Origin of the sequence: Actinoplanes sp. NPDC023801 (assembly GCF_040639655.1) — a bacterium.
GTDB lineage: Bacteria > Actinomycetota > Actinomycetes > Mycobacteriales > Micromonosporaceae > Actinoplanes.
On record NZ_JBFAAI010000008.1, the window covers coordinates 268,219 to 282,376 of the forward strand.

At 68.2% G+C, this 14,158-nt stretch carries 10 protein-coding genes and 1 riboswitch; of the genes, 4 read left to right on the plus strand and 6 right to left on the minus strand.

Features of this window, described 5'->3' with window-relative positions:
* Positions 1 to 33: 33 nt before the first annotated feature.
* A complete protein-coding gene (locus AB0G04_RS17870; protein ID WP_360983292.1) occupies positions 34 to 2,028 on the minus strand; it encodes a hypothetical protein in 1,995 nt (664 codons plus the stop codon).
* A gap of 14 nt (positions 2,029 to 2,042) precedes the next feature.
* On the minus strand, positions 2,043 to 3,995 hold the full coding sequence (locus tag AB0G04_RS17875; RefSeq protein WP_360983294.1) for a hypothetical protein: 1,953 nt from the start codon (positions 3,993 to 3,995) through the stop codon (positions 2,043 to 2,045).
* 355 nt (positions 3,996 to 4,350) lie between these two features.
* Here AB0G04_RS17875 and AB0G04_RS17880 point away from each other — a divergent pair, with 355 nt between their 5' ends.
* Positions 4,351 to 5,844, plus strand: coding sequence for an MFS transporter (locus tag AB0G04_RS17880; protein ID WP_360983296.1), 1,494 nt, complete (start codon positions 4,351 to 4,353; stop codon positions 5,842 to 5,844).
* Between the two features lie 23 nt (positions 5,845 to 5,867).
* Here the strand turns inward: AB0G04_RS17880 and AB0G04_RS17885 are convergent, their stop codons facing one another.
* From AB0G04_RS17885 to AB0G04_RS17900, 4 genes are all read right to left on the minus strand, one after another.
* A complete protein-coding gene (locus tag AB0G04_RS17885; RefSeq protein ID WP_360983298.1) occupies positions 5,868 to 6,491 on the minus strand; it encodes a response regulator transcription factor in 624 nt (207 codons plus the stop codon).
* Between the two features lie 66 nt (positions 6,492 to 6,557).
* Positions 6,558 to 7,451, minus strand: a complete 894-nt coding sequence (locus AB0G04_RS17890; protein ID WP_360983300.1) for an NAD-dependent epimerase/dehydratase family protein — start codon at positions 7,449 to 7,451, stop codon at positions 6,558 to 6,560.
* A 142-nt stretch (positions 7,452 to 7,593) separates the two neighbouring features.
* Positions 7,594 to 9,585, minus strand: coding sequence for a glycosyl hydrolase family 28-related protein (locus AB0G04_RS17895; RefSeq protein ID WP_360983302.1), 1,992 nt, complete (start codon positions 9,583 to 9,585; stop codon positions 7,594 to 7,596).
* 152 nt (positions 9,586 to 9,737) lie between these two features.
* Positions 9,738 to 10,691, minus strand: a complete 954-nt coding sequence (locus AB0G04_RS17900; RefSeq protein WP_360983304.1) for a LacI family DNA-binding transcriptional regulator — start codon at positions 10,689 to 10,691, stop codon at positions 9,738 to 9,740.
* A 97-nt stretch (positions 10,692 to 10,788) separates the two neighbouring features.
* On the opposite strand from AB0G04_RS17900, the gene AB0G04_RS17905 reads away from it, so the two are divergent.
* From AB0G04_RS17905 to AB0G04_RS17915, 3 genes are all read left to right on the plus strand, one after another.
* Positions 10,789 to 11,715 (plus strand): hypothetical protein, encoded by a 927-nt coding sequence (locus AB0G04_RS17905; protein WP_360983306.1) that lies wholly within the window; start codon positions 10,789 to 10,791, stop codon positions 11,713 to 11,715.
* A 33-nt stretch (positions 11,716 to 11,748) separates the two neighbouring features.
* Positions 11,749 to 11,841, plus strand: a riboswitch (S-adenosyl-L-homocysteine riboswitch).
* 18 nt (positions 11,842 to 11,859) lie between these two features.
* A complete protein-coding gene (ahcY, locus tag AB0G04_RS17910; RefSeq protein ID WP_360983308.1) occupies positions 11,860 to 13,320 on the plus strand; it encodes an adenosylhomocysteinase in 1,461 nt (486 codons plus the stop codon).
* Between the two features lie 258 nt (positions 13,321 to 13,578).
* Complete coding sequence (locus tag AB0G04_RS17915; RefSeq protein WP_360983310.1) at positions 13,579 to 14,154, plus strand: DUF4142 domain-containing protein; 576 nt, start codon at positions 13,579 to 13,581, stop codon at positions 14,152 to 14,154.
* Positions 14,155 to 14,158: the final 4 nt, after the last annotated feature.

Here is a 14,158-nt window from a genome sequence, read left to right on the forward strand (position 1 = left end):
CCGGCCGTACCCCCGATGCTTTGACCTGGTCTTTTACTTGCTGATGTAGAGGTACTGGTACGGCGTGTATGTCGTGTAGTTGACGTTGTCGCCGGAGGTGCCGTAGCGGTACGCCGCCCGCACCCGGAACTTGTAGCCGGCCCAGCCCCTGGTGTCCATCGGGATGATGCTGCGGCCGTACCTGTCCTGGGCGACGTAGGCGCTGCCCCAGCCCTGCCACTTGCCCCGGTAGTAGACGTCGACCCGCACGTACGCGGCGCGGTTCGGGTACTTCGGCAGCGTCACCGTGAAGACCGGCTGGGTCTTCTTCTTGTAGTACCGGTAGGTGGTCTTGCCGATCTTGGCGGTCCTGTAGTACTTGGCCAGCTTCAGGCCGGCCGGCACCTTGGTGTACACGGTCGCGGTGACGGTGCGGGGCGCCATCCGGCTGTCACCGGTGAAGACCGCCTGGACCGCGGTGTTCCGGTACACCTTCACGGACGTGTACAGGTAACCCCTGCCGTCGACCGTGGCCTTCTTCAGCAGGCGCCGGCCCTGGTCGCCACCCCACGGGTCGGCGTAGACCTCCACCACCCGGTTCTTGTACGTGACGCCCAGGTAGGCGGAGAAGTGGGCGGTCGCGCCGTAGTTGTAGACCCGGCCGTTGTTGTTCAGGCCCAGCGACGGCGTGGACCGTGCGACCTCGACGGCGTGGCTCGCGCTGACGCCCGAGCGGGTCTCGTCACCGGCGTAGGAGACCCGGTACGTGGCCCGGCCACCCGACTGCGGTGTGTCGGTGAACGAGAAGTTGCCCGATGCGTCGGTCGTACGGCCGGCGAGCGCGACACCGGCCGGGGACTCCGCGTCGGTGCGGGTGATGGTCAGCGGTGTGCCGGCCGGCAGGGCGAGCGACGACTTCAGGGTGCCGCTCACGGTGATCGCCTTGGCCCGTGCCGACGACAACGGGCCGGTCAGGGTCAGCGTGGGCTGCGACTTCCGCGGTTCGTCGAAGACCCGGAGGGTGTAGACGCCTGCGGAGTTCGAGGAGATCGCGAAGAGGCGACCGCCACCGGGCTCCCAGGCGAGGGCGTTCTCGGCGAGCAGATCGCCGCCGCTGTCCTTGCCGGAGTTGCCGAACTCGTAGTCCCGGACCGCGGTGCTCGTTCCGGCCGGGAAGACGAAGACGTCCGGGTCGTACCAGCCCATGGTGCCGGCCGCCACCGCGCCGTCGGCGGCGATGTCGACCGAGGTGGATCCCCCGTCGGTCGGCAGGGTCCGCACCAGGTCCAGGTCGGAGGTGCGCCGGATCTTGATGTGCTGGTCGCTGTAGACGACGGTGGCCAGGAACTCGCCGTCCGGCGTCAGCGCGATGTCCTGCTTCTGGCCGTGGTCGTTGAAGTCGATCCGGGCGAGCTGCTTCAACGTGCCGTCGGACACGTCGAATACGACGTCCTGCTCCTCGTTGGAGATCGCGATCCGAGTGGGGTCCGCGGCCGCGGACGTCAGGCGGGGCGGCGCGTCGTCCGAGGAATCCCAGTTCTCGTCACCCAGCGCGAGGGCGACCGCCGGGGTGTCCCCGGTCACGTCGAGCGAGCCGATGTTCTCCTTGGACGGATACCAGTACGGGTCCTCGGCCGGCTTCTCGCTGTAGCTGAACCAGATCTTGCCGCCACCCGAGGTCAGACGGCGCGGCTGGATGGTGTCGCCGACCGGGTACTCGGCGGTGACGTCCAGGGTCTCCGGGTCGAGCGCCACGATCTTGCGCTGCTCGGGGACCGTCGCGTAGAGACGGGCGGCGTCGCGGGTCAGGATGAGGTCGGAGACGCCGGGCAGCGCGTACTTGTCGATCGCCGAGCCGTCGTATCCGAGGGCCATCACACCGTTGATCCGGTCGCTGAAGAACAGGCGCTCACGGGTGCCGTCGGCGATCAGATTATCGGCGGCGTTGATGGGCAGGGTCCTGGTCGAGTCGGCCGACGCCGGCGAGGCGGCGAGCACGACCGAGCCCAGGACCGCGGCCGCCGAGACGGCCGCGATCGTCTTTCGCATGTGGACCCTTCTCGCTACTTGCTGATGTAGAAGTACTGGTACGGCGTGTAGGTGGTGTAGTTGACGCTGTCGCCGGAGCCGCCCTTGCGGTACGCGCCACGCACCCGGAACTTGTAACCGGCCGAGCCGGAGCTTTCCATGCGGATGAAGGAGCGGCCGTATTTGTCCTGGCCGACGTAGGCGTCACCGAAGGCCCGCCACTTGCCCCGGTAGTGGACGTCGACCCGCAGGTACGCGGTCCGGTACGGGTACTTCGGCATCGTCACGGTGAAGACCGGGTCGGCCTTCTTCTTGTAGTACCGGTAGGTCGTACCGCCGATCTTGCCGGTCTTGTAGTACTTGTTCAGCTTCAGCGCGACCTTCGTTTTCGCGTGGACGGTGGCCGTCACGACGCGGTTCGCGTACTGGGCGTCGCCGGTGAACACGGCCTGGACCGACGTGTTGCGGTACAGCTTCAGGGATGTGTAGACGTAGCCCTTGCTGTTGACCGTGGCCCGCTTCAGCAGCCGCCGCGGCTGGTCACCGCCGTACGGATCGGCCCAGACCTCGACGACCCGGTTCTTGTACGTCTTGCCGAGGTACGCGGAGAAGTACGCGGTCGCGCCGTAGTTGTAGACCTTGCCGTTGTTGTTCAGCGCCAGCGACGTGGTGGCCCGGGAGACCTCGACGGCCTTGGAGGCACTCACCGCGGAGTGGGTGGCGTCGCCGGCGTAGCTGACCTTGTAGGTGACCCGGCCGCCGACGGCCGGGGTGTCGGTGAACGAGAACTTGCCCGCCGCGTCGACCGTGCGGGTGCCGAGCAAGCGGCCGGCCGGCGACTCGATGTCGGTCCGGGTGACGGTGACCGGGGTACCGGCGGGCAGCGGCACCGACGCGTTCAGGGTGCCGCTGATGGTCAGCGCCTTCGCGCGGGGCGCGGAGGCGGGACCGGTCAGGGTCAGCGTGGGCCGGTTGCTCCGCGGCTGGTCGAAGGTCCGCAGGGTGTACCGGTCGTAGTAGGAGTCGCCCGCGATGCCGAAGACCCGGGTGCCACCCGGTTCCCAGGCCACCGCCTCGTAGAAGAAGCCGTCGCCGCCGTAGAAGTCACCGCCGCCGGACAGCTCGTACTGACGGACCGGAGCGCCGGTCCCGGGGGCGAAGATGTTCAGCTCCGGCCCGGCCCAGCCGTCGCCCGCGCCGGCCACGGTCCCGTCCTCGGCCACGTCGACGGCGATTGCGCCGGTCGGAACCGAGAGCGACTGCACCACGCTCTGGTCGGACACCTTGCGTACGACGACGCCGGCGTTGTTCTCGGCCGCCAGGAAGCGTTCGCCGTCCGGTGTGACCGCCAGGTCGAACGGCCGTTCCCAGCTGGCGACCCGGGACAGCGGCTCGACCGTGCCGTCACTGATGTCGAACGTGGCGTGCTCGCGGTCCCCGATCGCGACCAGCTTGCCACCGGCGGCGGCAAGCCGGGGCGCTTCGTACCAGTTACCGCCGCCGAGTGCCAGGGTGACGACCGGCCCCTCGGCGGTGAGCTCGAGCGTGCCGATCTCGCCCTTCATGACGGACTCGTCGTAGCCGAACCAGATCTTGCCGCCGGCGATCGTCAGGAAGCCCGGCTCGACGGCATCACCGAGCTTGTACTCGGCGATGAGCTCGAGCGTCGCCGGGTTGATCGCGACGATCTTGCGGGCGGCCGGCACCGCCGCGTAGAGGGCGGACGAATCCGGTTCGAGCGTGAGGTCGGTGAGAGCGGGCAGGGAGTATTTGCCGAGCAGGGCGCCGTCGTAGCCGAGGGCCACGATCTCGCCGCTGGTCCGGTCGTTGAAGAAGAGACGCTTGTTGACGCCGTCGGCGAGGAGGTCGGTCGCCGACTTGACGGAGAGCGGGACGGTCGAGTCGGCGCGGGCCGGCGAGGCGCCGGACACGAGCACGACCGAACCGAGCATCGCGGCCGCGGTGGCGGCCGCCAATCTGGTGCGCATGGGATCGTTCCCCCGTTTGACTGCGATCTCCCGTGAATGCATGGAGATGCTTCATATCGATCTAGGCAGATGACTGCACCGGCAGCCTAAAGGGAAAAGTAAGAAAGTTGATCAACCGAAAGGATGAGCCGCACCGGGAACGTCGCAACGTCGACGGCGCGACGTGAAAGGGCCGGCCCCATGGAGCCGGCCCTCGTCTCAGCAGGGGTTAATGTCGTCCTTGCAGACGAGCACGTCGGTGCCCGTCACGCCGCTCACCGCCACCGCGAAAACCAGAGGTCATCTTGAATGGCAACGGGTAGCTGGGAGATTCCTGGGTATGCGGGATCCACATCACGCATATGGAGGTGTGTCCATGGTGCAAGCTGCCCCGGCCTCCGGTTCGGAGAGTTCGGGAACCATCCGTAGTCTCATCCCGGCACGTATCGACCGGCTCAGCTGGTCGCCGTTCCACACCCGCATCGTCATGGCCCTGGGTACCGCCTGGGTCCTCGACGGACTCGAGATCACCGTGGCCAGTGCGGTCGGGCCGGTACTGGCCGAGCAGGAGACACTGGCGCTGAGTTCCACCCAGGTAGGGCTGATCGCCACCGTCTACCTGCTCGGCGAGGTCTTCGGAGCGCTGTTCTTCGGCCGGCTGTCCGATGCGCTGGGCCGCCGGAACCTCTTCATCGTCACCCTGGCCGTCTATCTGGGCGGCAACGCGCTCACCGCACTGACCTGGGGCAACGGACCGGCCGCACTGGTCTTCCTGTACCTCACGAGATTCATAGCGGGAGCCGGGATCGGTGGCGAGTACGCCGCGATCAACTCGGCGATCGACGAGATGATGCCGGCGAAATATCGCGGCCGCGTGGACATCGGGGTGAACGGAACCTACTGGGGTGGCGCCATCATCGGCACGCTCGGTACGTACATCCTGCTCAACAATGTGGAGCTCGACTGGGCGTGGCGGATCGCCTTCCTGCTCGGCCCGATCATCGGTGTGGCGATCTGGGGTCTGCGGCGGCACCTGCCGGAGAGCCCGCGCTGGCTGGTCATGCACGGCCGGGAGGCGGAGGCCGAGGAGAACATCGCCCGGATCGAGCGGGCCGCCGAGGCTTCCGGCCAGACGCTGGAGCCGCTCGACGACTCGAAGGCGATCGAGATCCGGCCCACGAAGCCGCACGGTTACCTGTCGCTGCTGAAGGTGCTGTTCCGGCTCTATCCCGCCCGGTCGACGCTCGGTGCGACCCTCATGATCACGCAGTCGTTCCTGTACAACGCGATCTTCTTCACCTACACGCTGGTGCTCACCAAGTTCTTCGGCGTGGATGAGAAGGCGGCGCCGCTGTACCTGGTGGCGTTCGCGGTCGGCAACCTGATCGGGCCGCTCACCATCGGCCGGCTCTTCGACACGGTCGGCCGGCGCAAGATGATCTCCGGCACGTACCTGCTCTCCGGTGCCCTGCTGGCGATCACCGCGGTGCTCTTCCACCAGGGCGCGCTGAACGCGATCACCCAGACGATCGCGTGGAGCGTGATCTTCTTCTTCGCCTCGGCGGGTGCCAGCTCGGCATACCTGACGGTCAGCGAGATCTTCCCGCTGGAGATCCGGGCCCAGGCGATCGCGGTGTTCTTCGCGATCGCCCAGTGCTTCGGTGCGATCGGGCCGGTCTTCTACGGCTGGCTGATCGGCGAGGGCGAGGACCCGGGCAGGCTCTTCATCGGGTTCCTGATCGGCGCCGCCGTGATGGCGATCGGCGGCATCGTCGAGTGGCTCATCGGCATCGACGCGGAGGGCAAGTCGCTGGAGGACGTGGCCACGCCGCTGTCCGCGGTGACGAACCGGCCGCGCGCGACCGGCTGAACCGCGGCCTGAGCGCCGGCCTCTCAGACGAGGCCGGCGCTGCCGGCCACCGCGGCCGCCTCGGTGCGGCTGGAGACATGCATCTTGCGCAGCAGGGCGGCGGTCAGGCGCTTCACCGTACGGTCGGAGACGTGCAGCAGCCCGGCGATCTCGCTGGTCGACGAGCCGGTCGCGATCAGGCGCAGCAACCGGCGGTCGTTGTCGTCGAGCTGGGCCGCCGCGGTGTGGGCGAGCTGCGGTCCGGGCCGGTCCACCAGCGAGGCGAGCAGCGGTACGGGCACGACCGCCCAGCCCTCCAGAGCGGCGAGCAGCGGTGGGACCGCCTCCTCGCCGCGCGGCAGGACGCCGGACGCCCCGGCACGCAATGCATCGAGCACGGCCGCCGGGTCTCCGTCGGCCATGGCCAGGACCCGGGCTTGCGGCGCCATGGACCGCGACGCCGAGATCGCCGCGACCCCGGCGGGCGGCGCCAGATCGACCAGGACCACATCGGGTACGGGCTCACGCAGCAGCCCCGCCACATCGGAGCCGTCGTCCGTTCCGGCGACGGCGGCCCGGCCCCCGGTCGCCTCGGGGATGCGTTGCTCCAGGCCGCGCACCAGGGGAGCGTGGCCGGACACTACGACGATTTTGATCCCGTTGCGCATGGCCCCCGGATGCCCCACCTGCGGCGAATCATGCCTCGGGTCCGGAAGCTCAGCGGTCCCGGAAAATCACAGTGGGCGCGGGTGGGCCGCCACGAACTCGGCAAGGTACTCGTCGAGCCGCTTCTCGGGGTGCCAGCCCAGGCTGTTGGCCTTGGTGGTGTCGGCCTGGCCGCGGACCCGCTCACCACGCCGCTCCGGGACCAGCACGAACTCGGTGCCGAACATCTCGGCCACCTTGGCCAGCGGCCACTCGCAGCCGGTGCCGAGCAGGTAACCGTCACCCGACCCGTCCCGGGCGACCAGCACCAGGCCACGGACGATATCGTCGATGTGGGTGAAGTCGCGGGTCTGGGTGCCGGGCGAAACCACGGTCAGCGGCTCGCCGGCGAGGTACTGCCGCTCGAAGATGCCGATCACGGTGGCGTACTTGCCGTGGGTGATCTGACCGGGACCGTAGACGTTGTAGAAGTACGCGATGGCGTAGTCCAGGCCGTACCAGTTCGAGTAGTTCTTGATGTACTCGATGTTCTTGGCCTTGGTCCACGCATACGGGTTGAGGTTCTCGTCCTCACCGTCGTTGCCGAATTTCGAGCTGGAGCCGGCATAGATCAGTTTCGCGCCTTGCCCGGCCGTGAACTTGACCACCTCCTTGGTGCCGAGGAGGTTGAAGTCCCACGTCAGGTCGTGATCCTCGAACGACTGCGGAATACGCGAGTACTCACCGAGGTGGAAGACGAGCTCGGGCCCCGGGAGACCGCGATCCGCCCAGATCTTGGCGATGTCGGTGGTCGACCCGTCGATGTAGGTGACGCGCGGGTCGTGGACGTGGTTCTCCGGGGTACCGGTGAAGTAGTTGTCCAGCGAGACCACGGCGGCGTCCGGGAAGTCGTTCAGGAGCGACCGGATCAAGGCACTACCGACGAATCCGGCACCACCGGTGACCAACAGGGTTCGACTCAACGTACTTCCCATCTTCCGGTCCACGCAGCGCCGACCAGGCTACCCAAGCCCCGCTCCCGGAAACCAACCGCGCGTACCCTATTACCCGCAGCGGCCGTGACGACACTCTGTGGTCGCCACGGCCGGGTGAAAGCGGCTCAGATCACCACTCGGACGGGGCCGGTGGCGGGACGACCGGCGGGCGGTCGTCGCAGGTGATCACGTTCGGGACGTACGGCCCGAGCCAGCCGCCGTCGTTGCCGCCGAGGTCGGTGAGCCCGAACTCGGAGCCGGTGGCGGGGAAGCCGAAGCGACCGCAGTTGTTCACACCGGCCGCACCGACGTTGCGGGCGTCGACGTTCTTAAAGGACGCGGAGCCGCCGGCGCGGGCGCTCAGGACGCTGGTACCCGTACCGTCGACCCTGATGTCGGAGAACCTGATCGCGTCGATCGAGTAGAGGTCCTTCACGCCCCACTCGGAGACCAGCATGATCGCGTTGTAGGTGCTGTCCAGGTAGTGGTCGCCGCTGACGCGGATGTCCGAGTCGAAGCTGCCCTGCAGGGCGTAGAACCAGATCGCGCCGAGGCCGATCCGCCAGTTCAGCTCGAAAGTGCCGGACCGCGCCGTGGTGTTGTTCGTGAACCGCAGGAACCCGGTGAACGGCTCGGCGGAGAAGCGCGTGCCGGCGTGCAGGGCGCTGCCCTCCCGCACCGGGTCGGCGACCAGGTTGTTCGACACCGTGGTGTCGCGGCCGCCGTAGATCGCGATGCCGTTGGCCAGGGTCGGCGACTGCACCGTGTTGCGGTCGAAGGTGTTGCCGGCGTTGGTGGTCCTCTCCGCCCACATGGCCAGCGCGTCGTCGCCGGTGTTGCGGACGAAGTTGTTGCGGGCCACCGAGTTCACGACCCCGGTGTGGAAGTTGAGCCCGTCCGCGATCTGGTCCACGATGATGTTGTTCGTGACCCTCGTGTTCGACATCGGGCCGTCGAACCAGAGACCGACCTTGGTGTGCTGGATGTACAGCCCGTCGATCGTCGAGTCGCTCATCGCCCCGCCGACCCCGTTGACCTGGTCGGTGTCGATCCGCTCGCGTACGTCGCCCTGGATCGCGAACCCGGACAGGTGCACGTTGCGGCTACCGCCCTCGGCGGCACTCCTGCCGTAGAACCCGACGCCGGTGTGCACCGAGCCGTCCGGGGCCGGCTCGTCGAGAGCGACCTCACGGCCCTTGATGATCGTGTACCAGTTGCCGGCGCCGGTGATCGTCACGTCGTCGACGACGATGTGCCGGTTCACCTGGAAGACGCCCGGCGGCAGATAGACCTTGCGATCGATCTTCCTGGCGTACGCGATCGCACGCTCGATGGCCGGCGCGGAATCCCGCCGCCCGGTCGGGTCGGCGCCGAAGAGCAGCGGATTGACGCCGGTCAGATCGACCTTCGGCAGGCCGACGAGTTCCGAGTCGAGCAGGTCGATGGTGGTGGGCACGTTCCGGGCGGTGAGCCGGACCTTGTCGCCGGCCCGGTACGTGCGCCCCAGCAACAGCCGCTGCTCGTCGTAGAAGTGCGCCGGCCGGAACGGCTTGGTGATCACCGGGGCCGGGGTCGTGGCGGCCGGCACGCACTGGCACTCGGTGATCCACCAGTCCGGGTGGAGCAGGTCGGCCTGCGGGTCGTTGCTGAACTGGTACTGGTTGTAGAGCCACGAGTACTGCGAGGTCAGCGTCATGGTGCGGGTGCCGTGCCTGGTACCGACGGTCAGCGGCGCGGTGATCCCGCCACCGTTCGGCGCGTCCGGGATGCTGTACCGCACGGTGATCGCGTTGGCCGCCCGGGGCAGGGTGAACTCCACCCATTCGCCCGGGTCGAGAGTGACCGCGGACCGGCCGGACGCTTCGGCGGGCAGCGTGTAGGCGGTGCGGTCCGGTCCGATCACGGTTCCGTTGGTGGCGGCGTTCTCGGCCTCCTGCTCCAGGAAGGCGACGGTCGCGCCGCGGCCGGCGGACAGGACCGGGTCCAGGGCGGCCCGGGTGACCCTGGTGGCCGTGGGAGCGGCCTCGGCGGCGTACGGGATGCCGGTGGCGCCGAGCACCACGCCGAGAAGAAGGACGGACCAGCGCGGTGGAACGCCGGTCCGCCTCTCGTCAGAGGACATCGAAGGCTCTTTTCGTCGAGGAAGGTGAGCCGACGATAGATGCAGGGAGATCTAACTCACAATGCTTCGTTCATCTATTTCGTTGATCTGCCGAGTTTTTGCAAGACGCCGCAAGATGACAGCGTGAGACGGTCCTGATGCGGCGCACGGTCTCAGAACTCAGCGGGCGGCACATTGAACGGCGTGATGACGTGCACCGCCGACGGGTGTGACCGGATCGGGCCGGGCAGCACGCCCTGGGCCCGCAGGATCGCCCGGCAGGCGTGCCGTACGTCGGCGCGCAGATCCTGGTGCAGCACCGCGGAGATCCGGTGCTCGCGCAGCAGGGTGGCGTTCTCCCGGTCCAGGCCGTGCGCCACGAAGGCGTCGTAGTTGCGGCGCTCGGCCGCGAAGGCGGCGACCACGGCCGCGTTCCCGCTGGTCCCGGCAGAGTAGACGGCACGGATCGAGGGGTTCGCGGCGAGGACCGTCCGTAACGGGCCGGTGTCCGAGCTGTCCACGGTGAGGAGACGCCGGGACGGCAGGACCGAGCGGAAGCCCTCCGCACGCTCGCCCCGCCCGTTGATCAGCAGCACGTCACCGGCCCGGTCCGCGAGCAGCCGCTCGACCAGGTACGCGGCCGTCGCCCCGGAGTCGAAGCCGTCCACCCCGACGTGCGCGATGCGTTTGCCGGCCGGCAGATCGTGATTGAGGGTGACCACCGGGACGCTCAGCCGGGCCATCGCGTCGGCCACCCCGGGCGCGGGCGGGGCCAGCAGGATCAGCCCGCGCGAGCGGGACCGGCCGATCCGCTCGAGCGCCGCGGCCGGCTCGTCGGTCGGATGCACCCGGGTGCGGACCGCCACCGGGGCGAACTCCGGGGTCTCGGCCTCGCACGCGACCCGGACCGCGGCACTGAACCGCCGGGAGGTGCGCAGCACCACGTCGATGACGAACGGGCGGCCGGACTGCGCCTGCTCCTGCCGGTCCAGATCGGCGATCGCCTGGTGAACCGCGCGGACGGTGCTTTCCCGTACCCCTCCGCGGTGGTGCAGCACACGATCAACGGTGGCCTGGCTCAGCCCGGCACGCGTGGCTATCTCCCGGATCCGGTACGGGTGCTTCACGCCGTACAGAATGATGGTTTTGTGACGTTCTATGGAAGGTTCTTGATGTTTTCTCGCCCCTTCGCGTGACCCCTCGAACCCACGCTAGGCTGCCCGCGTGCGCGTGTTCTCCCGCAAAATGGACAACGTCGTCGAGGTCTACGACACCGACATCGACGACACCGGGCTCGAGCTGGTACGAACGTTCGCCGTCCCACCCCGGAGCACCTTCAAGGAGCCCGGCAGCGAGGGTCACGCGGTCACCCGGTCCCGTGACCGGCTGATCTATGCGACCGACACCGCCGTGCTGCGCGTCGACCCGGACGGCCGGGAGGAGTGGCGTTTCGACCTCGGCGCGCGCGGCCCCGGTTGCGGCGTCTCGTACACCGATGTCGAGCTGTCCGCCGACGACTCGCTGGTCTGGGTCTACGCGCCGAACGCGATGGCCGACCGCGGCCGCGAGGACGAGTGGATCGTGCTTGACGCCGTCACCGGCGAACTGCGCGACCGGCACGTGCTGCCGACCGTGGGGCACGGCGGTGACCAGTACCCGCTGTCCGACGGCCGGATGCTGCTGGAGGTCGGCGAGGGGCAGGACGGCATCCAGATCTATCTGGGTACGCCCGCCGCGGCCCCGCACGACTACGGCTGGGGCGACCGTTCGCTGCACGGCGTCTCGCCGGACGGGACCCGGTTCGTCACCGTGGGCCACGACGCCGAGGACCTGGCCGTGCACGCGTTCCCCGGGGGCGAGGTGCTGTTCCGCTGCACGCTGGCGGATTTCGGCTTCGACGAGGACGCGGACGGCGTGTCCCTCGAGTGGAGTCCCGGGTTCCTGGACGACGACACTGTCGTCGCGGTCGTCTACGGGGCCTACGGGGAGGAGGACGACACCGATTGGTGGCGGCATCTCCGCGTCGACGCTCACACCGGGCGGCTCCTCGGCGAGATCGAGATAACAACCGTCAGCCAATACGACATGGAAGTACTCGGTGACGGAACGTATGTGATTACGGACACCGACGGAACACTCCGGCGGATGTGATCTTGTCTCGGGCGCGTTAAAGTGGTTCCCGGTCCTACCGAGAGGCGCTGCAACGGACTTCGCTGTCGATGAACAGCGGTCCGCCACGCTCGGCCGGGCTTCTTGACGCAAGGGCGCCTCCTGAGAGGGAGGAGCCCTCTTTCCATGAGCGACAAACTTCGATCCGTCAACGGTCTCGACTTCGCGGTCGCCGACCTGTCGCTGGCCGAGGCCGGCCGCCACCAGCTCCGTCTCGCCGAGCACGAGATGCCCGGCCTGATGTCGCTGCGCACGGAGTTCGGCGACAGCAAGCCGCTGCGGGGTGCCCGGATCGCCGGCTCGCTGCACATGACCGTGCAGACCGCCGTCCTGATCGAGACCCTGGTCGCGCTCGGTGCCGAGGTCCGCTGGGTGTCCTGCAACATCTTCTCCACCCAGGACGAGGCGGCCGCCGCGGTCGTCGTCGGCCCGAACGGGACGGTCGACGCCCCCGCCGGTGTGCCGGTCTTCGCCTGGAAGGGCGAGACGCTCGAGGAGTACTGGTGGGCCACCATGCGCCTGTTCGACTTCGGCGACGGCGCCGGCCCGAACATGATCCTCGACGACGGTGGTGACGCCACCCTGCTGGTGCACAAGGGTGTCGAGTTCGAGGCGGCCGGCGCGGTGCCGCAGACCACCGAGAACGACAACCATGAGTACTCGATCATCCTGGAGACGCTGCGCGGCAGCCTCGCCTCGGACAAGCAGCGCTTCACCAAGATCGCTGCCGAGATCAAGGGTGTCACCGAGGAGACCACCACCGGCGTGGCCCGGCTCTACAAGCTCGCCAAGGAGGGCACGCTGCTCTTCCCGGCGATCAACGTCAACGACGCGGTCACCAAGAGCAAGTTCGACAACAAGTACGGCATCCGGCACTCGCTGGTCGACGGTCTCAACCGCGCGACCGACGTGATGCTCGGCGGCAAGCTGGCCGTGGTCTGCGGTTACGGCGACGTCGGCAAGGGCTCGGCGGAGACGCTGCGCGGCCAGGGTGCCCGCGTCGTCGTCACCGAGGTCGACCCGATCTGCGCTCTGCAGGCGGCGATGGACGGCATGCAGGTCGTCCGGATCGAGGACGTGGTCGGTGAGGCGGACCTCTTCATCACCACGACCGGCGGCACCGACATCATCACCGTCGAGCACCTGTCGGCGATGAAGCACAACGCGATCGTCGGCAACGTCGGTCACTTCGACGACGAGATCGACATGGCCGGGCTGGCCAAGGTCCCGGGCATCGAGAAGGTCGAGATCAAGCCGCAGGTGCACGAGTGGCGCTTCCCGGACGGTCACTCGGTGATCGTCCTGTCCGAGGGCCGCCTCATGAACCTCGGCAACGCGACCGGTCACCCGAGCTTCGTGATGTCGAACTCGTTCACCAACCAGGTGATGGCCCAGATCGAGCTCTGGACCAAGCCCGGCGAGTACGAGAAGCAGGTCTACGTCCTGCCGAAGCACCTGGACGAGAAGGTGGCCCGGCTGCACCTGGACGCGCTCGGCGTCCGCCTCACCACCCTCACCAAGAAGCAGGCCGAGTACCTGGGCGTCGACATCGAGGGCCCGTACAAGCCGGAGCACTACCGCTACTGATCATCGAGGAACTCCTCGAGCGCGGAGTTGACGTCGAGGGGCCGCTCCATGTTCGGCATGTGGGCGGTTCCCTCCACCGGTGGCAACCGGCACCGCGGATCCCTTCCGAGACGCGCTCGACCATCGTGAGATGGTCGGGCGCGTCGCGCGTTCCGTACCACGCCGGCGCCGGTACACCCATCTCATGCAGCCGTTCCCGGGCACCACCGTTCGAGCAAGCCATCGGATTGTCCGGCTTGTCCAACTTATAATGCGTTCATGCATTTTCGTCACAAGATTTTTACGTTGAGTGTCGCCGCCCTGACGCTCCTTCCGGCCGGCGCCGCGACCGCCGCACCCGCGCTGCCCGCGGGCACCCACCACGCCGTCGTGGCGGCCCGCCCGGCCAGCCCGGAGGCCGCCTTCCTGATCGCTGCGCATCAGGGCAACCTGGCCCAGATCGCAGCCGGCAGACTGGCCGCCGGCAAGAGTCCGGATCGAACTGTCCGCAAGCTCGGCAAGCGGTTCGCCTCGTACCACAAGAAGCTGGATGCCCAGGTCAAGCAGGCTGCCGGCATGCTCAGCGTCCGCCTGCCCCAGGAACCGAACTCGGAGCAGTCAGCCCTTCTGGCGCGGTACCGGTCCGCGACCGCCGCCGAATTCGATGCCCTGTACGTCGAGACTCAGCTCGCCGCGTACGAGCACGCCGCCAAGCTCGCCCGCCTGATCCTCAAGGTCAGCACCGACCCGGTGATCGTGAAACTCGTCGGGACGGCCCGCCCGGTGATCGAGAAGAACCGTGCCGCACTGACCGCAGCCCGCGACGAACTGGCCGGAAAGCAGCAGCGACAATGATCGA